This window comes from Pseudomonas iranensis, from assembly GCF_014268585.2.
Lineage (GTDB): Bacteria > Pseudomonadota > Gammaproteobacteria > Pseudomonadales > Pseudomonadaceae > Aquipseudomonas > Aquipseudomonas iranensis.
In genome coordinates this window covers 69,175-88,267 of sequence record NZ_CP077092.1, presented here as the reverse complement: position 1 = coordinate 88,267, position 19,093 = coordinate 69,175, and the positions used below count along the sequence as shown (strand labels likewise).

At 61.4% G+C, this 19,093-nt stretch carries 17 protein-coding genes; all 17 read left to right on the top strand.

The features are described from left to right. Window positions 1-14: 14 nt before the first annotated feature. Window positions 15-839, top strand: a complete 825-nt coding sequence (locus HU724_RS00420; RefSeq protein WP_225927653.1) for a hypothetical protein — start codon at window positions 15-17, stop codon at window positions 837-839. Next, window positions 829-1,173 carry a hypothetical protein gene (locus tag HU724_RS00415; protein WP_186568787.1) on the top strand — a complete coding sequence of 115 codons (345 nt, stop codon included), beginning with the start codon at window positions 829-831 and terminating at the stop codon, window positions 1,171-1,173. The genes HU724_RS00420 and HU724_RS00415 overlap by 11 nt, the downstream gene beginning before the upstream one ends. Before the next feature lie 48 nt (window positions 1,174-1,221). After that, entirely contained in the window at window positions 1,222-1,599 is a 378-nt protein-coding gene (locus HU724_RS00410) for a hypothetical protein (protein WP_186568788.1), read from the top strand. After that, window positions 1,596-2,012, top strand: coding sequence for a hypothetical protein (locus HU724_RS00405; protein ID WP_186568789.1), 417 nt, complete (start codon window positions 1,596-1,598; stop codon window positions 2,010-2,012). Before HU724_RS00410 ends, HU724_RS00405 begins: the two co-directional genes overlap by 4 nt. Before the next feature lie 22 nt (window positions 2,013-2,034). Further along, complete coding sequence (locus HU724_RS00400; protein ID WP_225927652.1) at window positions 2,035-2,430, top strand: hypothetical protein; 396 nt, start codon at window positions 2,035-2,037, stop codon at window positions 2,428-2,430. 27 nt (window positions 2,431-2,457) lie between these two features. Further along, complete coding sequence (gene tssF, locus HU724_RS00395) at window positions 2,458-4,245, top strand: type VI secretion system baseplate subunit TssF (protein ID WP_024014825.1); 1,788 nt, start codon at window positions 2,458-2,460, stop codon at window positions 4,243-4,245. After that, entirely contained in the window at window positions 4,209-5,216 is a 1,008-nt protein-coding gene (gene tssG, locus HU724_RS00390) for a type VI secretion system baseplate subunit TssG (protein ID WP_056790879.1), read from the top strand. The genes tssF and tssG overlap by 37 nt, the downstream gene beginning before the upstream one ends. 11 nt (window positions 5,217-5,227) lie before the next feature. After that, complete coding sequence (tssH, locus tag HU724_RS00385) at window positions 5,228-7,885, top strand: type VI secretion system ATPase TssH (RefSeq protein ID WP_039757338.1); 2,658 nt, start codon at window positions 5,228-5,230, stop codon at window positions 7,883-7,885. A 10-nt stretch (window positions 7,886-7,895) separates the two neighbouring features. Next, window positions 7,896-9,416 (top strand): sigma-54 interaction domain-containing protein, encoded by a 1,521-nt coding sequence (locus tag HU724_RS00380; RefSeq protein WP_122705536.1) that lies wholly within the window; start codon window positions 7,896-7,898, stop codon window positions 9,414-9,416. A 297-nt stretch (window positions 9,417-9,713) separates the two neighbouring features. After that, window positions 9,714-9,854 (top strand): hypothetical protein, encoded by a 141-nt coding sequence (locus tag HU724_RS00375; protein ID WP_003229566.1) that lies wholly within the window; start codon window positions 9,714-9,716, stop codon window positions 9,852-9,854. Window positions 9,855-9,872: 18 nt separating this feature from the next. Continuing rightward, window positions 9,873-11,069, top strand: a complete 1,197-nt coding sequence (gene tagH / locus HU724_RS00370) for a type VI secretion system-associated FHA domain protein TagH (protein ID WP_016772508.1) — start codon at window positions 9,873-9,875, stop codon at window positions 11,067-11,069. 5 nt (window positions 11,070-11,074) lie between these two features. Next, window positions 11,075-11,575, top strand: coding sequence for a type VI secretion system lipoprotein TssJ (gene tssJ, locus HU724_RS00365; RefSeq protein ID WP_016772509.1), 501 nt, complete (start codon window positions 11,075-11,077; stop codon window positions 11,573-11,575). A gap of 2 nt (window positions 11,576-11,577) precedes the next feature. Next, a complete protein-coding gene (gene tssK / locus HU724_RS00360; protein WP_016772510.1) occupies window positions 11,578-12,909 on the top strand; it encodes a type VI secretion system baseplate subunit TssK in 1,332 nt (443 codons plus the stop codon). Window positions 12,910-12,914: 5 nt separating this feature from the next. After that, the gene (gene icmH, locus HU724_RS00355; protein WP_016772511.1) at window positions 12,915-13,790 is read left to right on the top strand and encodes a type IVB secretion system protein IcmH/DotU; all 876 of its coding nucleotides are present in this window, start codon (window positions 12,915-12,917) and stop codon (window positions 13,788-13,790) included. Window positions 13,791-13,804: 14 nt separating this feature from the next. After that, a complete protein-coding gene (gene tssM, locus HU724_RS00350) occupies window positions 13,805-17,344 on the top strand; it encodes a type VI secretion system membrane subunit TssM (RefSeq protein ID WP_016772512.1) in 3,540 nt (1,179 codons plus the stop codon). Next, window positions 17,344-18,072 (top strand): PP2C family protein-serine/threonine phosphatase, encoded by a 729-nt coding sequence (locus HU724_RS00345; protein WP_041476618.1) that lies wholly within the window; start codon window positions 17,344-17,346, stop codon window positions 18,070-18,072. The genes tssM and HU724_RS00345 overlap by 1 nt, the downstream gene beginning before the upstream one ends. Continuing rightward, the gene (locus HU724_RS00340) at window positions 18,069-19,070 is read left to right on the top strand and encodes a serine/threonine-protein kinase (protein WP_186568791.1); all 1,002 of its coding nucleotides are present in this window, start codon (window positions 18,069-18,071) and stop codon (window positions 19,068-19,070) included. The genes HU724_RS00345 and HU724_RS00340 overlap by 4 nt, the downstream gene beginning before the upstream one ends. Window positions 19,071-19,093 lie beyond the last annotated feature (23 nt).

Here is a 19,093-nt window from a genome sequence, read left to right as displayed (position 1 = left end):
GGGAGTACTCGTTCATGGCCGAGGCTGAAAAAATCAGTAAGGATGGGCAGGAATATGTGCCAGCGGGCGCGGCCGCGAGCACGAAAACCTCTGATGTTGCGCCAGTAGAGTTGCAAGTTTGCCGCTGTAATGGAAAAGAAGTCACAACGCTGACTGGCTACGACAGTGTCGCTAGCTATACCGGTGAGCTGCCTTCCCCGTTGCAAATAATGTGGTATGTGCCAAAAACCAAAGAAATGCTCAAGGCGAGTTTCTCTGATACAGAAATTCGGGTCTGGATTAAGCAGGCGGCTGAATATTATGGGATCCCGCATATTTTGCTTGCGGTTATTCTTCAGCAGGAGAATGGACCTAAGGGTAGTAAATTTCTGCAAACTATGCAGTTCGGCGAACGGTCGCTGACCACTCTGTTAGCGATTGTCGACAATATGGCTTTTGACGCCGTGCCGGACAAGTTGGCTGGGGGGTCCAGCGGTTTTGCCAACATGAGCCGCGCAACATTGCAGAACTCTGTTAAATACACAGAGAACTATTACTGCAAGAAACCTTTGCCCGAAGACGTTCAGTACCGGATTTTTGGTTGGAATCAGGACACGAGAATCCCGGGTGATGACTGGAAGGCAGACCTCTACTATTGCGCCGGCCATCTACGTGAACTGATTGACCGGGCTACCGGGACTCGTTGTCATTCCGGGGCATTATCCGCAGATCAACTGAAAAAAGTCATTGCTTCCTACAACGGTTCTGGCCCGCTTGCCGAAAAATATTCAAGCGATGCGATGGCGTTATTAGACGCAGCGAAAGCAGGCACTGCGTGGTTGTATTTTTATGAAAAATAAGCTGTCGACGTCTACCACTATTGCGCTTGTTGCCGGAGTTTTGGTTTTGGGGGGCGTCTTGTTGACTAATATTTTCTCTAACTCGCTGATGCTGTTGATGGATCGCGTTAATTTTATTCCTGCGGAATCTTCAATCCTTGCCTTCGAACCCTATGAAATAAATCAAGGGTCGTCCTCCTATTGGATCTACGGCCAGGACGGTGAGAATTATTATTATTTTTCTTATGACGCGGCTGCGCCTTATATTTTTATTTCCAAAGCCAATGTTTGCCAGGGATTTGATCGCTTGAATTTCAAAACATGGTGCAGTGCGAAACAAGGCGCGAAGAGATGATCGGCGAGACAACGATCTACCCATGATTTTTTTTTGCGGAACAGCTCAATGAAAATCAGAGCGTGGCAATGCCTTGGCGCGTTCCTATCTTCGGTCGGTTTGCTGACGATTCTGGTCGGCTTCGCTGTGCTGTTGCGAATGGAAAGCTCGACCGAACCAAAGCTGTTCGCGCATCCAAATGCATTGTGGGTTGGGGCCGAGGATGGCGGGGTGTTCGTCGAGATTACGAAGCACGAAGCGCCGGACTACTACGTTGAAATTCGTCACCAGAATGGTGGGATGTGGACTGAGGGTTGGGTTCGATATGGCACCCGGGATAGCCATCCACTCAGCGCTGCGGCCATTGGTGGCTACGGCGGTGAAGAGCTCTATGTCTATACGGGTGTGGCGATCACGCCGCAAAAACAGGGAGTTGGGCAGCGATGAATATCTACTTGCGCCTTGCACTTTGCTTGGCGATCCATGCGGCGGGCTGCGTGGCCTACGTGTTTCTGAATAACGCAGTCGTTGTAGCCTACAAGGCATTCAACGGCGGATTCACGTCCCGCGGTGTGGCATACGGTATTGCCCACTATATGTTCATTTACATCTTTCTCGGGGTGAACGCATTGGCCGCAATTATCCCGAACCTGTGGGCCAAGCTCGGTCTGCTTGCTCTGATGGTTGTCTGGATTCTGTTCATAACGGTGCCCCACAACCCACTACGTGCGCTGTTCTACACCGTGGCCCAAGGCGGAGTCACGTTGTTGGCGATTCTGGTCACGCAGGTCATCGAATTGCGTTGGGAAAAATGTGTGCTGATGCGACGGAACTCGCTTGTGAGCCCTACCCATGCTTAGCCGCGCACAACTGAGCTTCTTCATGGCTGCATTGTGGCTGCCACTGCTGGCCGTGTTGGCGTTTTCTTCCTATGACCTCTGGAATGGCGAGTATTCAACATCCGAGTCGTCCGGGATTCATTGGCAATACCTGTTGTGGTGGGGAATTCCCGGGCTTCTGGGCTTTTCGCTGTGGATGTCCCGATCGGCGCAGCGCCGGAATGAGCAGCAGGCATTGCGGATGGTTTGGTGGGCGCCGGTGAAGTTCATCCCGTTCTATGCCGTGCCCTGGATGCTGTATGGCTTGTTCAGTCTGATCGTCCGACCGCTGAATGATGCTTACATGGCGTACGGCTGGATCTCGGTTGTGCCGTTCCTGCTGATTGGCGGCTATGTCTGTGCCGGCGTGACGGTCGCGCTCTACAGGATATTTTTTTGATGAGTTCCACTACCAGGCAGGTACCCCGTGTCCTTTAACCACTACTACCAAAGCGAACTCACCGCACTGCGCCAGCTCGGTCGCCGTTTCGCCGAGCGTAGTCCGGCGCTGGCGCCGTATCTGGGGCAGGCCGGGCGGGATCCGGATGTGGAGCGGTTGCTCGAAGGCTTTGCGTTTCTCACCGGGCGCCTGCGGCAGAAGCTCGATGACGAGTTGCCGGAGCTCAGCCATTCGCTGATGCAACTGCTGTGGCCGAACTACATGCGCCCGCTGCCGGCGTTCAGCATTCTGCAGTTCGATCCGCTCAAGCGTTCCGGGCCGGCGCTGCTGGTTGAGCGCGATACGCCGATCGAGAGCAAGCCGATCGAAGACGTGCGCTGCCGCTTCCGCACTTGCTACCCGACCGAAGTCTTGCCGCTGGATTTGGCCGCGCTGAACTACTCGGTCAAGGGCGATGGCTCGCTGCTCAGCCTGCGCCTGGAAATGAGCGCTGACGGCCACCTCGGCGAACTGGAGCTGAGCAAGTTGCGCCTGCACTTTGCCGGTGAGCGCTACATCAGCCAGATGCTCTACCTGAGCCTGCTGCGCAACCTCGACGGCATCGAACTGATCCCGCTCGACGGCGCCGGCAAGCCGATTGATGGCGTCAGCGGCAAGCCGATGGCGTTCAAGATTCCCGGCGACCGGGTCAAACCGGTGGGCTTTGCCGAAGAAGAAGCGTTGATCCCGTATCCGCTGAACACCTTCCGTGGCTATCGCTACCTGCAGGAATACTTCGCCTTCCAGGACAAGTTCCTGTTCGTCGACGTCAACGGTCTGGACATTCTCAAGGCGCTGCCGGAAGACACCCTCAAGCAGATGCGCGGCCTCGAATTGCGTTTCGACATTCGCAAGAGCGGCATCATGCGCATGCGGCCGACCCTGGATAACGTCAAGCTGTTCTGCACGCCGATCGTCAATCTGTTCGAGCACGACGCGCTGCCGATTCGTCTCGATGGCAAGCAGGACGAATACCTGTTGCTGCCGGCCGAATACGACCTGGAAAACTGTGGCGTGTTCTCGGTGGAAACGGTCACTGGCTGGAAGCCCGGCGGCCTCGGTTATCAGGAGTACGTGCCGTTCGAATCCTTCGAACACGACCCAAGTTTCGACGTGCCCAACAGCCGTCCGCATTACAGCATTCGCCAGCGTTCTTCCTTGCTGCACGACGGCCTCGACACTTACCTGAGCTTCGGCATCCGCCACACCGAAGCCCACGAAACCCTGTCGATCGAGCTGATGTGCACCAACCAGAACCTGCCGAAAAAGCTCAAGCTCGGCGACATCTGCATGGCCAGCGAGCAGACCCCGGAATTCCTCAGTTTCCGCAACATCACCCCGGCCACCCCGAGCTTCGCGCCGCCGCTGAACCGCGACTTCCTGTGGAAGCTGATCAGCAACATGTCGCTTAACTATCTGTCGCTGGCGGACGTCAATGCGTTGAAGGTGATTCTGGAAACCTACGACCTGCCGCGCTACTACGACCAGCACGCGGAGAAGGTCAGCAAGCGCCTGCTCGGCGGCCTCAAGCACATCAAACATCATCACGTCGACCGGCTGCATCGTGGTCTGCCGGTGCGCGGTTTGCGCACCGAACTGACCATCGACCCGGAAGGCTATATCGGCGAGGGCGACCTGTTCGTCTTCGCTTCGGTTCTCAACGAGTTTTTCGCGCTTTACGCCAGTCTCAATTCATTCCATGAGCTGCGGGTAAAAAGCACACAGGGAGAGGTGTACCAATGGACACCACGTATGGGCCTGCAGCCCCTGCTTTAAGCGGGCTGACCAAGGTAATACGCGAGTACTCGCTGTTTCAGGCCGTGCTGCTGGTGATCGACCGGCTGCGCGAGGCACACCCGCATCTGAGCGAAGACGATCTGTACGACCAGGTCGAGTTCCAGGCCAACCCGAGCCTGGGCTTTCCGCGCAGCGACGTCGATCGCGTCGAGTTTTTCGAAGAGCACGGCAAGATGCGCGCCCGCATGCGCTTCAACCTGATCGGCCTGGTCGGCTCCGGTTCGCCGCTGCCGGCGTTCTATGGCGAACAGGCTCTGGGCGACAGCGAGGACGGCAACCCGACGCGCAATTTCCTCGACCTGTTCCACCATCGCCTGCAACGGCTGATGCTGCCGATCTGGCGCAAGTATCGCTACCGCGCGAGCTTCCAGAGCGGCGCTATCGACCCGTTCTCGGCGCAACTTTTTGCGCTGATCGGCCTGGGTGGCGACGAGATCCGCAAGGCCAAGGAACTCAACTGGAAACGCCTGCTGCCGTACCTCGGTCTGCTCAGCTTGCGCGCGCACTCGGCGGCGCTGATCGAAGCCGTGCTGCGTTACTACTTCAAGCACGAAGACCTGGTCATCGAGCAGTGCATCGAGCGCCGCGTGGAAATTCTCGACGAGCAGCGCAATCGTTTGGGCCGCGCCAACAGCGTACTCGGCGAAGACCTGGTGCTGGGCGAACACGTGCGCGATCGCAGCGGCAAATTCCGCATTCACATCACCGAACTCGACTGGCAGCGATTCCATGAGTTCCTGCCGATCGGTTTCGGTTACCAGCCGCTTTGCGCGCTGGTGCGGTTCACCTTGCGTGACCCGCTCGATTACGACATTCGCCTGGTCCTGCGCCAGGAAGAAATCCGCGAACTGCGCATCGGTGAGCAGAACGCCTGTCGCCTCGGTTGGACCAGTTGGCTGGGCCGCGAAAAAGCGGACGGCGTGGTGACCCTGGGCAGCAAAATTCATTAAGGACGTGAGCCATGATCAACGTAGACCTGCAACAACTCATCCAGGCGCTGGACGCCGAAACCCGTCGTGATCTGGAACGTTCGGCCGAGCGTTGCGTCGCCCGTGGCGGCAGCAAGATCCTCGTCGAAGACTTGCTGCTGGGCTTGCTCGAGCGCCCGAACGGCTTGCTGTCGCGCGCGCTGCAAGATGCTGACGTCGACGCCGGTGAACTGACCGCTGCATTGCAGTCGCGGGTCGAGCACAGCGCTTCGCGCAACCCGGTGTTCGCCCCGGAACTGGTGCAATGGCTGCAAGACGCGCTGCTGGTGGCCAACCTCGAGCTGGGCCAGACCCAGGTCGAAGACGCCGCGCTGATCCTGGCGTTGCTGCGCAACCCGATGCGTTATGCCGGCAGCCGTTATCAGCCGCTGCTCGCCAAGCTGAACATCGATCGCCTGAAAGAATTTGCCCTGTCGCAACAAGAGCAACCGGCGGCTAACGGCAAACCGGCGGCGCAGGGCGAATCGCTGTTGCAGCGTTTCACCCACAACCTGACCCAGCAGGCTCGCGACGGCAAACTCGACCCGGTGCTGTGCCGTGACGGCGCGATCCGGCAGATGGTCGACATCCTCGCCCGTCGCCGCAAGAACAACCCGATCGTCGTCGGTGAGGCCGGTGTCGGCAAGACCGCGATCGTCGAAGGTCTGGCTTCGCGCATCGCTGCCGGTGAAGTGCCGCAGGTACTCAAAGGCGTTGAATTGCTGTCGCTGGACATGGGCCTGTTGCAGGCCGGCGCCAGCGTCAAAGGTGAATTCGAGCGTCGTTTGAAAGGCGTGATCGACGAGGTCAAAGCCTCGCCGAAACCAATCATCCTGTTCATCGACGAAGCCCACACGCTGATCGGCGCTGGCGGCAACGCTGGCGGTTCCGACGCGGCCAACCTGCTGAAACCGGCGCTGGCCCGTGGCGAACTGCGCACCATCGCCGCGACCACGTGGGCCGAGTACAAGAAATACTTCGAGAAAGACCCGGCGCTGGCCCGTCGCTTCCAGCCCGTGCAACTGCACGAACCGACTGTCAGCGAAGCGGTGACCATCCTGCGTGGCTTGGCTCAGGTCTACGAGAAGAGCCACGGCATCTATCTGCGCGATGACGCGGTGGTGTCCGCTGCTGAATTGTCCGCGCGTTACCTTGCCGGTCGGCAACTGCCGGACAAGGCCGTCGACGTCCTCGACACCGCGTGCGCCCGCGTGCGCATCAGCCTCGCTGCGGCCCCGGAAAGTCTGGAGCGCCTGCGTGGCGAACTGGCTGAAGGCGGCCGTCAGCGCCAGGCCCTACGCCGCGATGCCGAAGCTGGCTTGCTGATCGACCACGAAGCGCTGGAAGCATTGGAAGCGCGTCTGGACGAAGCCGAAAGCGAGATGGTTGCGCTCGAGACCCTGTGGACTGAGCAAAAAGCACTGGCCGAGCGTCTGCTGGAACTGCGTCAGCAACTGGCCAAGGCTCGCGAGGCTGCAGCTGTCGAGCCGACCGTCAGCGTGGAAGAAGACGCCGAAGGCACCGTGATTGAAACCGTGGTCGCCGAAGTTGAAGAAGGCCAAAGCGTCGAAGCGCTGGAAGCTCAGTTGCATGAAACCCACGCCGCACTGACCGCTGCGCAAGTCAAAGAACGTTTGGTCAGCTTCGAAGTCTGCCCGCGTCTGGTTGCCGAAGTGATCAGCGCCTGGACCGGCGTGCCATTGGCGCAACTGGCCCGCGAGCACAACGCCAAGGTCGCCAGTTTCGCCACCGATCTGCGCACACGCATCCGTGGTCAGGAACAAGCCGTGCACGCGCTGGATCGTTCGATGCGCGCCACCGCTGCCGGCCTGAACAAGCCTGATGCACCGGTCGGTGTGTTCCTGCTGGTCGGCCCGAGCGGCGTCGGCAAGACCGAAACCGCGCTGGCCCTGGCTGACCTGCTGTACGGCGGCGACCGCTTCATCACCACCATCAACATGTCCGAGTTCCAGGAAAAGCACACCGTCTCGCGTCTGATTGGTGCGCCACCGGGCTACGTCGGTTACGGCGAGGGCGGGATGCTCACCGAAGCCGTGCGCCAGAAGCCGTATTCGGTGGTGTTGCTCGATGAAGTCGAAAAGGCTGATCCGGACGTGCTCAACCTGTTCTACCAAATCTTCGACAAAGGCGTGGCCAACGACGGCGAAGGTCGCGAGATCGACTTCCGCAACACGTTGATCCTGATGACCTCCAACCTCGGTAGCGACAAGATCAGCGAACTCTGCGAAGACGGCGCGCGGCCGACCGCCGAAGTGCTCGAAGAAACCATTCGCCCGGTACTCAGCAAACACTTCAAACCGGCGCTGCTGGCGCGGATGAAAGTGGTGCCGTACTACCCGGTGGGCGGCCCGGTGCTGCGCGAGCTGATCGAGATCAAACTCGGCCGTCTCGGCGAGCGCCTGAACCGTCGTCAGCTGGAGTTCAGCTGGTGCCAGAACCTCGTCGATCACCTGTCCGAGCGTTGCACGCAAAGCGAAAGCGGTGCGCGCCTGATCGATCATCTGCTCGATCAACACGTGCTGCCGCTGGTCGCCGATCGTCTGCTTGATGCGATGGCGACCGGCGAGAGCCTCAAGCGTGTGCATGCCACGCTTGACGGCAACTCCAGCGTGACCTGCGAGTTCGTCTGAGGTGGGCGTGATGTTCACTCAAGTGCCGCAGCCGCTGGTCTATGCCGAAGCGTTGCTGGCGCAGTTCGCCAGTCTGTCGCGGGCGGCGGACAGTGCTGCGCTGCTGGGTGAATTCGTCCGTGGGCTGGCCGAGCTGAGCGGCTGCGAACTGACGCAGCTGTATCTGCTCGACGCCACCCACACCTGCCTGGGGATGAACGCCGAGTGCCTCGACGGCGCGCTGCAACCGCGTCAGGCGGCGAGCCTGCCGGCGGATTACAACGGTGAACAACTGCTGCAATTCGCCCTGTGCCAGAACCGCGTGGTGTGCCTCGACGACCTGACCGGCAGCCTGCACGAAACCAGTTTTCTGCCGGCGACGAGCACGCCGTGGCAGTCGCTGTTGTGCGTGCCGCTGGTCAATCAGCACAAGTCGGTTGAGGGCTTGTTGCTGTGTGCCAGTCGTCGTCGCACTGACTTGCAGGGTTTCGCCGACTCCCTTGGCCAGCTCGGCTCGTTCGTGCTCGGCCAACTGCATCTGCTGCAACGCCTGCGTCAGCCAGCCGCCGAATCGGCCACCGCCACTCGCAGCGTGCCGAGCATCAGCGGCTACGGCCTGATCGGCAAAAGCGCGGCGATGCGCCAGACCTACTCGCTGATCAGCAAGATCCTCCACAGCCCGTACACCGTGCTGTTGCGTGGCGAGACCGGCACCGGCAAGGAAGTGGTGGCGCGGGCGATCCACGATTGCGGCCCGCGTCGCTCCCAGGCGTTCATCGTGCAGAACTGCGCGGCGTTCCCGGAAAACCTGCTGGAAAGCGAACTGTTCGGCTACCGCAAAGGCGCCTTCACCGGCGCCGATCGCGATCGCGCCGGGCTGTTCGACGCGGCCAATGGCGGCACGTTGCTGCTCGATGAAATCGGCGACATGCCGTTGTCGCTGCAAGCGAAGATTCTGCGCGTGTTGCAGGAAGGCGAGATTCGTCCGCTGGGTTCCAACGACACGCACAAGATTGACGTGCGCATCATCGCCGCGACGCACCGTGATCTGGCGGCGCTGGTCAGCGAAGGCAAGTTCCGCGAGGACTTGTACTACCGCCTCGCACAATTCCCGATCGAGCTGCCGGCCCTGCGTCAGCGCGAAGGCGACATCCTCGATCTGGCCCGGCACTTTGCGGAAAAGACTTGCACGTTTTTGCAGCGTGATCCGGTGCGCTGGTCGGATTCGGCGCTGGAGCATCTGTGCGGCTACAACTTCCCCGGCAACGTTCGCGAACTCAAGGCACTGGTCGAGCGCGCGGTGTTGCTCTGCGAGGGCGGCGAGTTGCTCGCCGAGCATTTTTCTCTGCGCCTGGAAGCGATGCCGGAAGACAACAGCGGCCTGAATCTGCGCGAACGCCTGGAACAGGTCGAGCGCACATTGCTCCTCGATTGCCTGCGCAAGAACGACGGCAACCAGACCCTCGCGGCCCGCGAACTGGGCCTGCCACGGCGCACGCTGCTGTACCGCCTCGGGCGCCTGAATATCAATTTGGGTGATTTTGATGGTTGAGCTACAGCACTTCTTCGAACCCAACACATACCCTGTGGCGAGGGGATTTATCCCCGTCCGGCTGCGCAGCAGTCGCAGTCCGGTACATACGGTTTCACTGAGAAATCGCGCTGGCAGGTTATGGGGGCGCTGCGCACCCCAAGGGGGACAAGTCCCCTCGCCACGGGAGGTCGCCGTACCTCCAGGCTATGGCTCAAGGCCCCGATCTAGAGGCTTCGAGCCCACCTCAAAAACTTATTTCAGCGCCGCCCGCAAGGGTCGGCGCTTTGTGCTTTGTCTACACCTGGAGACCCTCTGATGTCTGTTCGTCACTGGCACGCTGTCCTGCTGACCCTCGTCGTTCTATGCGGCCTTGGCGGCTGTAGCGGCAATTACAAATTCAACGACAACGACTATCGCCCGTTGGGTGATCCGCAAGCGGTCAATCGCGGCAAGTGACCGCAAGGAGCATCAAACATGGAATTGGTTTTCGAAATGCTGAACACCAAGCAGTTCGTGCCCACCGAGCTGTGCCAGCGGACCTTCAAACAGGCCGGCGGCGTGATCGGGCGCGGCGAGGACTGCGACTGGATCATCCCTGACCGCAAGCGGCACCTGTCCAATCATCACGCGATTGTCAGCTACCGCGAGGGCTCGTTCTTCCTCACCGACACCAGCAGCAACGGTGTCCAGGACGGCAGCAGCGGCGCGCGCCTGCACAAGGGCGAGCCGGTGCGCATCGAGCACGGCAGCACCTACATTCTCGGCGACTTCGAGATCCGTGCGCGGCTGGTTCGTGACCCGGCGACCTTCGACGGCGAAGTCGGCCGCCCGCGCGCCGCTGGCAGCATCATTCCGGACGACGCGTTTCTTGACCTCGACCCGCTCAACGCCCTCGAACAGCAAGAGCGCGTGTACTCGGAAATCGACGAACTGCTGTCGCCTACCGCCAAGCCGGAAGACTCCCGTCAACGTGCCGACTACGCGCGCATCGACATGGAAAGCCTGATGGTCCCGGAGCTGATTGCCGCCCCGGTCGAACCTGAGCCGGCGCCTGCGCCGAAAGCCGTCGAGCGTCAGAGCGAAGGTTTTTGGGAACACTTCGGCGCGGCGCTGGGCGTCGACGTCAAAGGCCTCAGCCACGACGAACGCGAAGCGCTGGCGCTCAACGCTGCGCGCCTGCTGCGCCAGAGCATCGGCGGTTTGCAGCAGAGCCTGCGCACCCGCTCCGAGCTGAAAAACGAACTGCGTCTGGCCCAGACCACCGTGCAAGGCACCAACAAGAACCCGCTGAAATTCGCCGTCGATCCGAGCGAAGCACTGCAGATTCTGTTGCAGCCAAGCAAGCCCGGCCATCTGCCGGCCGAGCAAGCGATCTCCCGTGCATTCCGTGATTTGCAGGCGCACCAAGTGGCTCTTCTGACCGCCAGTCGCGCCGCTGTGCGTGGCACGCTGGAGCACTTCTCGCCAGAGCAACTGACCCTGCGTTTCGAGCGTGACAGCAAGCCATTGATCGCCACTTCGGGCGGGCGCTGGAGAGCGTTCGGCCGCTATCACCAGGCGCTGCGTCAGGACGATGACTGGAGCGAGCGTCTGCTGGCCCGCGACTTTGCCCAGGCTTACGAAGAACAGATCCGCCTGATCTCCACCCTCCACACCGACCACCAAGGATGATGCGCATGTCTCGCCGCTCGACCGCTTTTTTCAAGACGCTGACTGCGCTCACCGTGCTGGTGCTGCTGGCCGGTTGCTCGTCGCTGTCGCCGTACTCGAAAGTGACCAAGATCAATCTGAAACTGACCGGCAGCGATCAGCTCAACCCGGACCTCAACGGGCGGCCGTCGCCGATCGTCGTGCGTCTGTTCGAACTCAAGCACCCGGTGACCTTCGAGAACGCTGATTTCTTCAGCCTCTACGAACGCGCCAAGGAATCCCTCAACCCGGATCTTGTGGCCAGCGAAGAACTCGAACTGCGCCCGGGTGAAACCGTGGAACTGAAACTCAGCGTGGAGGAGGGCAGCCGTTACGTAGGCATCCTCGCTGCCTATCGCGACCTGCCGGATACCCAATGGCGGCACACCGTGCAGATCACTCCGCTGGAACTCACCGAGGCTGATCTGACCCTCGATCAGGCCGGTATCCGCAACACCCAACAAGTGCTCGCCAAGGCGGATGACTGATCATGAACACCCATAAAGTCATTTGGCAGGAAGGCATGCTGCTGCGTCCGCAGCACTTCCAGCACAACGATCGCTATTACGATCACCAGATGAAAACCCGCACGCAATTGCTCGGTGGCTACACCTGGGGTTTCCTCAATCTGGAGATCGACTTGCAGTTCCTCAACATGGGCAAACTGGTGATCAGTGAAGCCTCGGGGATTCTGCCCGACGGCAGCCTGTTCGAACTCGGTGGCAACACTGAGCCGCTGGCGCTGGACGTGCCGCCGAACACCGGCAACACGCCGATCTATCTGGCGCTGCCGCTGGTCACCGGCAACCACATCGAGGCCCGGCGCCCGGAGCAATCCGACGTGCTCGCGCGCTACACCGCGTATGACGCGGAAGTCGCCGATTCCAACGCCGGCGACGATTCCGCCAGTCAGGTCAGCTGCGGTCGCCCGGATTTCAAACTGTTGCTCGGCGAGCAGCAGAGCGATCAGGCCTATGTGAAGCTGAAAATCTGCGACGTGCTCGACACCACGCCCGACGGCGTGATCAGCCTCGATCCGGATTTCGTCCCGACCTATATTCAGGCCCACGCCTCCAGCTACCTGCTGTCGTGCCTGAAAGAAGTCATCAGCATGCTCAGCCACCGTGGCGACACCATTGCCGAGCGGATTCGCTCCAACGGCAAGGTCGGCGGCGCTGAAGTCGGCGACTTCATGATGCTGCAACTGATCAACCGTACCGAACTGCTGCTGCGCCATTACCTCGGGCTTGAGCAGGTGCACCCGGAAGAGTTGTACCGCACGCTGCTGACCATGCTCGGCGATCTGGCGACCTTCTCCGGCGAGAGCAAACGCCCGCGTCTGGACAGCCGCTATTCCCACGCCGATCAGGGCGCAAGCTTCCGCAAACTGATGGAAGCGATCCGTCAGGTGCTGTCGATGGTGCTCGAACAGCACGCCATCGAGTTGATCCTGCAGGCGCGTCAGTACGGCATCATCGTCTCGCCGTTGCACGACCACAAACTGCTCGGCTCGGCCTCGTTCGTGCTGGCAGCCAGTGCCAACTGCGACTCCGAAGAACTGCGTCAGCGTTTGCCGCAGCACCTCAAGGTCGGCCCGGTGGAGCGCATCCGCCAACTGGTCAACCTGCACTTGCCGGGGATCAAGGTCAAACCGTTGCCGGTGGCCCCACGGCAGATCGCGTTCCACTCGAACAAAACCTATTTCATCCTCGAACTCAGTTCCGAAGACCTGGCACAACTCGAGCGCTCCGGCGGTTTCGCGTTCCACGTGTCCGGCGAATTCGCCGAGCTTGAACTGAAATTCTGGGCCATCAGGAACTGACCGACATGATCAAGGAAACGGATTACAACCAGGACGACAAAACCGTCCTGCTCGACCGTCAGGGCCACGGACCGGCATCGAGTCCGCTGACCGACTTCGCCGCGCCGCCGCGTTTCGAGCAACTGGAAGAACGCATGATCTACGCCGCGCGCCTGCGTCCGGCAGAGGCGTTCAACATCAGCCTCAACTCGCTGGTCGCGGCCTCGTCCGACCTGCTCTCGGAAGTGGTGCGTCTCAAGCACAGCGAAACCCGCGAAGACCTGTATGCGCTGAATGAGCGGCTGACCGCCGGGCTGAAATTGTTTGAAGTGCGCGCCCTGCACAACGGCGCCGAAAGCAGCCAGGTAATGGCCGCGCGTTACGTGCTCTGCACCGTGGTCGACGAAGCTGTCGTGACCACGCCGTGGGGCAACGAAAGCGAATGGTCGCAGATGAGCCTGCTGAGCAGCTTCCACAACGAAACCTTCGGCGGCGAGAAGTTTTTCCAGCTGCTCGATCGGCTGTCGAAAAACCCGGTCAAGCACCTGCCGATGCTCGAACTGATGTACCTGTGCCTGTCCCTTGGTTTCGAGGGCAAGTACCGCGTACAGGCACGCGGCATGCTTGAGCTTGAAGGCATCCGCGACGCCTTGTACCGGCAGATCCGTCAGTTGCGTGGCGACGTGCCGCGCGAGTTGTCGCCGCACTGGGAAGGTCTCAACGATCAGCGCCGCAACCTGGTGCGCATCGTGCCGGCGTGGATGGTGGTGCTCTTTACTCTGGTCTGCCTGGTGGTGATGTATTCGGGCTTCGCCTGGGTCCTGAGCGAACAACGCGACACCGTTCTGCATCCTTATCAGCCGCTTGATCCAGCCGCGGTGCAACCGCAGGCGCAGCCGTAAAACAGGGACGTGTGATGAAAAAGTTTTTCAAGAAAGTCGGCGCCTTCCTGCGCCAGACCTGGGTCTGGACTCTGCTGCTGGTGCTGTTCGTGGCGCTGCTGGTGTGGTTCGTCGGCCCGTTGTTGGCGGTCGATGATTACAAGTTCTGGGAAAGCGCGACCTCGCGCCTGCTGACCATCAGCGTGCTGTTCCTGATCTGGGGCCTGACCATGGTCTTCGTCAGCTGGCGCGCGGGTATCCGCAAGAAAGCCGAAGAAGAAAGCGAGGACGGCCAGGACCGTATCCGCCGCGAAGAGCTGATCGACGAAGAACAGAAAGAGTTGAAGGCGCGGTTCAAGGACGCCCTGAAAACCCTGAAGACGTCGAGCCTGTATCGCGGTCGCAGCGAGCGCTGGCGCAGTGACTTGCCGTGGTACCTGCTGATCGGTCCGCAGGCCTCGGGCAAAACCAGCCTGCTGGACTTCTCCGGTCTGGAATTTCCGATCAACAAGATCGACCGCAAGCTGACCCGCGACACCCTCGGCACCCGTCATTGCGACTGGTATTTCGCCGATCACGGTGTACTGATCGACACCGCCGGGCGCTACACCACTCAACCGGACGCGGAAGTCGACGGCAACGCCTGGACAACCCTGCTGGAGCTGCTGCGCAAGCGTCGTCGCGGCCGTCCGTTGAACGGCGTGCTGGTGACCATTCCGGTGGAAACCCTCACCGGCGGCAGCGAGCAGGACATCGAGACCCTCGCGCGCCAGGTGCGCAGCCGTTTGCAGGACGTGCATCAGAAACTGCACGTCGATGTGCCGGTGTATCTGGTCCTGAGCAAGGCGGACAAGCTGCTCGGCTTCGACGAATTCTTCGATCAGCTGACCCGCGAAGAAAGTGATCAGGTGCTCGGCACCAGTTTCCGCAAGGATCAGGTCGGCACCGACGTCACGGTCCTGCGCAACGAGTTCGAAGAGCTGCTGCGCCGCCTGAACAGCCAAGTGATCATGCGCATGCACTCCGAGCGCGACACTCAGCGCCGTGGCCGCATCCTCGACTTCCCGCATCAGTTGGGGCAGATCGGCGAGCGTCTGTGCCTGTTCGTCGACATGGCGTTCACCGGCAACCGTTATCAGCGCGCCACGCAACTGCGCGGTTTCTACCTGACCAGCGCGCCACACCTGACCCAGGAAATGGACTCGACTACCGCCGGCATCGGCGCCAGCCTGGGCATGAACGCCGGTGTGCTGCCGACCCTGCGCAGCGGCCGTTCGCGGTTCATCCACCACTTGCTCAGCCAAGTGATTTTCCCCGAGGCCGATCTGGCCGGTCTGGACAAGCGCGAGCGCAGCCGCATTCATTGGGGCCAGCGCGCGCTGTACGTCGGCGCACTGGCAGCACTGGCACTGTTCGGCATGCTCTGGGCCGGTGGCTTTTCGGCCAACTACGAGCGTCTGGAAAACCTGCGCACGCTGGCGCAGAACTGGACTCAGCAACGCTCGGCCGTGACGCCGCGTGATGACGCCATGGGCGTGCTGAAAGTGCTCGACACCAGCTACGCAGCGACTCAGGTGTTCCCGAGCAAGGGCGACGTGTCGTACCACGAACGTGGCGGCCTGTATCAGGGCGAAGAGATCAACCCGGTGGTGAAAACCGCCTACGAGCGTGAGCTTGAAGCGCAGTTGCTGCCACGGGTGGCGACCATGCTCGAAGGGCAGATCCGCGCCAACATGAAGGACCGCGATCGCCTGCTCAACAGCCTGCGCGCGTACCTGATGCTGAACATGAAGGATCGTCGCGACGCGGCATGGCTCAAGGACTGGGTCGCCACTGACTGGTCGCAGCGCTACACCGGCAACACCGCGGTGCAGAACGGTCTGAACACTCACCTCGAGCGCTTGCTCAAGCAGCCGTTCATTTATCCGCTGAACGATCAACTGGTCACGCAGGCGCGTCAGGTCCTGCGCAGCGAATCGTTGGCCAACGTGGTTTACCGCATGCTCCGCGAGCAGGCGCGCAACCTGCCGGACTATCGCTTCAGCCAACACCTCGGCCCACAAGGTTCGCTGTTCATCGGCACTGAATACGTGATCCCGGGTTTCTACACCCAGCAGGGTTATCAGCAGTATTTCTCGGTGCAGGGCGCGGCGCTGGTCACCGATATCCTGCGTGACAACTGGGTGTTGGGCGAAGGCGCTGGCATCAGCGACATGGACTTGCGTCGCCTGATGGTCGAACTCGAGCAGCTGTACTTCCGCGACTACGCCAACTACTGGAGCGAAGCCGTTGGCCAGGTCGCATTGCCACCGATCAGCGACGCCGGCGAAGGCGCCGAGCAACTGGCGGGCCTGACGTCGGCCAACTCGCCGGTCCTCGCATTGCTCACCGAAGTACGTGAAAACACCCGCTTCGAAGCCGCGGCTGATCCGGTCGATGAAGCCGGCGAAGCTGCCGATGCGCTGGCCGGGCAGAAAGGCAAACTGGGCAAGGTCGGCAAACTCGCCGCGGCTGCCGCCGACAAGGCTTCGGCGCTGAACGTCGCGAAGAACCTGCCGGACACCGCGAAGAAATCCCTGCAACGCCGCTTCGAACCGCTGCATCGTCTGCTCGATGACAACAACGGCCCGGGCGCTGACCTGACGCCAGCGTTCAGCGCGCTCAACGACCTGCAACTGCAACTGGCCGGCCTGGCCCGTTCCAGCACGCCGGAGCAAGCCGCGTTCGAGATGGCCAAGACGCGCATGAGCGGCCAGCGTGATGCGCTGACCAACCTGCGCAATGCCTCCGGTCGTCTGCCGCGTCCGCTGAGCGTGTGGTTCAACGTGCTGGCCGAAGACTCGTGGCGCCTGGTGCTCAACGATGCCTATCAATACCTGAACGGCCGTTATCAGAACGAGCTGTACAGCGTGTATGGCAAAACCATCAGCAAGCGCTATCCGTTCAGCGCCAGCAGCACCAGCGACGTGGCGATCAGCGACTTCCGTGAGTTCTTCCGTGCGCAAGGTACCGTCGACCGCTTCTTCGACAGCTACATGCGCCCGTTCGTCAGCGGCGATCCGGGCAACTACCGCATGCGCAGCGTCGACGGTCACAGCCTGCCGGTATCGAAGGTCTACCTCGATCAGATGGCGGCGGCGCAGACCATTCGCCAGAGCTTCTTCTCGATCAACCCGGCCGAGCCGACCGTGCAGTTCAAACTGGAGCCGTACACCCTCGATCCGGCGGTCAGCCGTTCCGAATTCAAGTTCGGCGACAAGACCATGGAGTACCGTCACGGCCCGATCCTGCCAATGACCTTCAAGTGGCCGACCGATGCTGAAGACGGTCGCACCAGTCTGGTCATGGACAAGATGGCCGGGCGTCCGATCGGTATCGAGAAGAACTCCGGCCCATGGTCGCTGTTCCGTCTGTTCGACCTGATGCAGACCGAGTACCTGAACGGTCGTGACGTGCTGGTACTGAAAGCCGACGTGGGCGGCCTGCGCGCCAACTACCTGCTGACCAGCCAGCGCACGCCGAACCCGTTCGACATGGGCGTGCTGCGCACCTTCCGTATGCCGGTGCAGCTCTGATGCTGGTGGCCAGTCCCTGGCGCAGCGCGGCGCGTACCGACCCGGGCAAGGTGCGGGCGCGCAACGAAGATGCCTTCCTCGACTCCCCGCAGCACGGGCTGTGGGTGGTCGCGGACGGCATGGGCGGTCATCAGGGTGGCGACATCGCCAGCCAGTTGATCGTCGCCAGCCTGGCTGAGTTGCCGCAACACGAGGACTTCGACGAACGCCTCAAAGCCATCCGCCAGTGCCTGCACTGGCTGAACCGGCGCTTGGGCCAGGAGTTGACGGTCACTGCCGGGCGTCACGACAGCATCATGGGCAGCACCGTCGTCGCGCTGCTGGTGGAAGGCAATCGCGCGGCCTGCATCTGGGCCGGCGACAGCCGATGCTACATGTGGCGCGGGCAGCGGCTGTATCAGCTGTCCAAGGACCATTCGCTGCAACAGCAGCTGATCGACGAGCAGCAAATGAGCGTCGAACAGGCGGCAGCGCACCCGGCGGCTCAGGCACTCACCCGAGCCGTCGGCGCCGCCGACACACTGACCCTGGATGTGCTTGAACTCGAGGTCTATCCGGGCGATGTGTTCTTGCTCTGCAGCGATGGTTTGTATCAGGGCCTGAGCAGCGATGCCCTCGGCAACGCCCTCAGCCTCAGCGCGCCGCACGTGGCGCTGGAACGTTTGTTCGACGGCGCTCTGCGGGGCGCCGCGCGCGACAACCTGACTGCCGTGGTGATCCGCCAATGAGTGAACTCGAATCGCCCATCGATGACCTGCTGATCAGCGAAGAACAGGCCAGCAACCTGACCTACTTCGCCTTCGCCAAGGGCAACAAGGCCGAACCGTTGCTGGCGCCGACCAAGGCCAGCATCGGTGCGCTGCCGGATGTACTCGCCGGTCGCTACCACCTCGAGCGTCTGCTCGGGGCCGGTGGCATGGGCGCCGTTTACCGGGCGCGGGATCTGCTGCATGAGCAGTTCGGCGATCCCGACCCTTACATTGCGCTGAAAATCCTCAGCGAAGAATTTGCCGAATCGCCGGACGCCAGTGCCTTGCTCTACAGCGAGTTCGCCCTGACCCGGCGTCTGCGCCACGACAATGTCGTGCGTGCGCACACCTTTGAAGTCGACACCGACTGCCAGCGGGCCTTTATCACCATGGAATACATGCGTGGCCTGACCCTGGACAAATTGCTCTGCGAGCGGCCTCTCGGCCTGCCGTGGAAAGAACTGCGCGACATCGTCCTGCCGCTGCTCGACACGCTGGCCTACGCCCACCGTCGCGGCGTGCTGCACGGTGATCTGAAGCCGAGCAACGTCATGCTCAGCGAAGACGGCCTGCGCCTGTTCGACTTCGGTCTGGGGCAGGCAGAGGAGGGCATCTTGCCCGGCCTGCCGCACCTGAGCCGCGAGCGCTTCAACGCCTGGACCCCGGGCTACGCCGCCCCCGAACTGCTTGAGGGCCAACCGTTGTCGGCCAGCGCGGACGTGTACGGCGTGGCCTGCGTCATCTACGAACTGGCGGGCGGCAAACACCCGTTCCGCCGCTTACCCTCGACCCAGGCCCGCGACGAGCACCTGGAGCGCGAGCTGCGCGCCCCAGCGAATCTACCCCAGCACGGCTGGCACGCGCTGCGAACCGCGCTGAGCTTCAACCCGGCAGAACGCACCATCACTGCCCAACAATTGCGTGACGCCTTGGGCGCCACTTCGTCCTGGCTGCAACGTCTGCGACTTCGGGCGTAACGGATGACATTCGAACAGGGAGC

Coding starts and splice junctions, on each gene's coding strand:
- HU724_RS00410 (WP_186568788.1), top strand. CDS start 1,222: ATGAAAATCAGAGCGTGGCAATGCCTTGGCGCGTTCCTATCTTCGGTC.
- HU724_RS00400 (WP_225927652.1), top strand. CDS start 2,035: ATGGCTGCATTGTGGCTGCCACTGCTGGCCGTGTTGGCGTTTTCTTCC.
- icmH (WP_016772511.1), top strand. CDS start 12,915: ATGATCAAGGAAACGGATTACAACCAGGACGACAAAACCGTCCTGCTC.
- tssH (WP_039757338.1), top strand. CDS start 5,228: ATGATCAACGTAGACCTGCAACAACTCATCCAGGCGCTGGACGCCGAA.
- tssK (WP_016772510.1), top strand. CDS start 11,578: ATGAACACCCATAAAGTCATTTGGCAGGAAGGCATGCTGCTGCGTCCG.
- tssG (WP_056790879.1), top strand. CDS start 4,209: ATGGACACCACGTATGGGCCTGCAGCCCCTGCTTTAAGCGGGCTGACC.
- tssJ (WP_016772509.1), top strand. CDS start 11,075: ATGTCTCGCCGCTCGACCGCTTTTTTCAAGACGCTGACTGCGCTCACC.
- tssM (WP_016772512.1), top strand. CDS start 13,805: ATGAAAAAGTTTTTCAAGAAAGTCGGCGCCTTCCTGCGCCAGACCTGG.
- HU724_RS00420 (WP_225927653.1), top strand. CDS start 15: ATGGCCGAGGCTGAAAAAATCAGTAAGGATGGGCAGGAATATGTGCCA.
- tagH (WP_016772508.1), top strand. CDS start 9,873: ATGGAATTGGTTTTCGAAATGCTGAACACCAAGCAGTTCGTGCCCACC.
- HU724_RS00405 (WP_186568789.1), top strand. CDS start 1,596: ATGAATATCTACTTGCGCCTTGCACTTTGCTTGGCGATCCATGCGGCG.
- HU724_RS00345 (WP_041476618.1), top strand. CDS start 17,344: ATGCTGGTGGCCAGTCCCTGGCGCAGCGCGGCGCGTACCGACCCGGGC.
- HU724_RS00340 (WP_186568791.1), top strand. CDS start 18,069: ATGAGTGAACTCGAATCGCCCATCGATGACCTGCTGATCAGCGAAGAA.
- HU724_RS00380 (WP_122705536.1), top strand. CDS start 7,896: ATGTTCACTCAAGTGCCGCAGCCGCTGGTCTATGCCGAAGCGTTGCTG.
- HU724_RS00375 (WP_003229566.1), top strand. CDS start 9,714: ATGTCTGTTCGTCACTGGCACGCTGTCCTGCTGACCCTCGTCGTTCTA.
- HU724_RS00415 (WP_186568787.1), top strand. CDS start 829: ATGAAAAATAAGCTGTCGACGTCTACCACTATTGCGCTTGTTGCCGGA.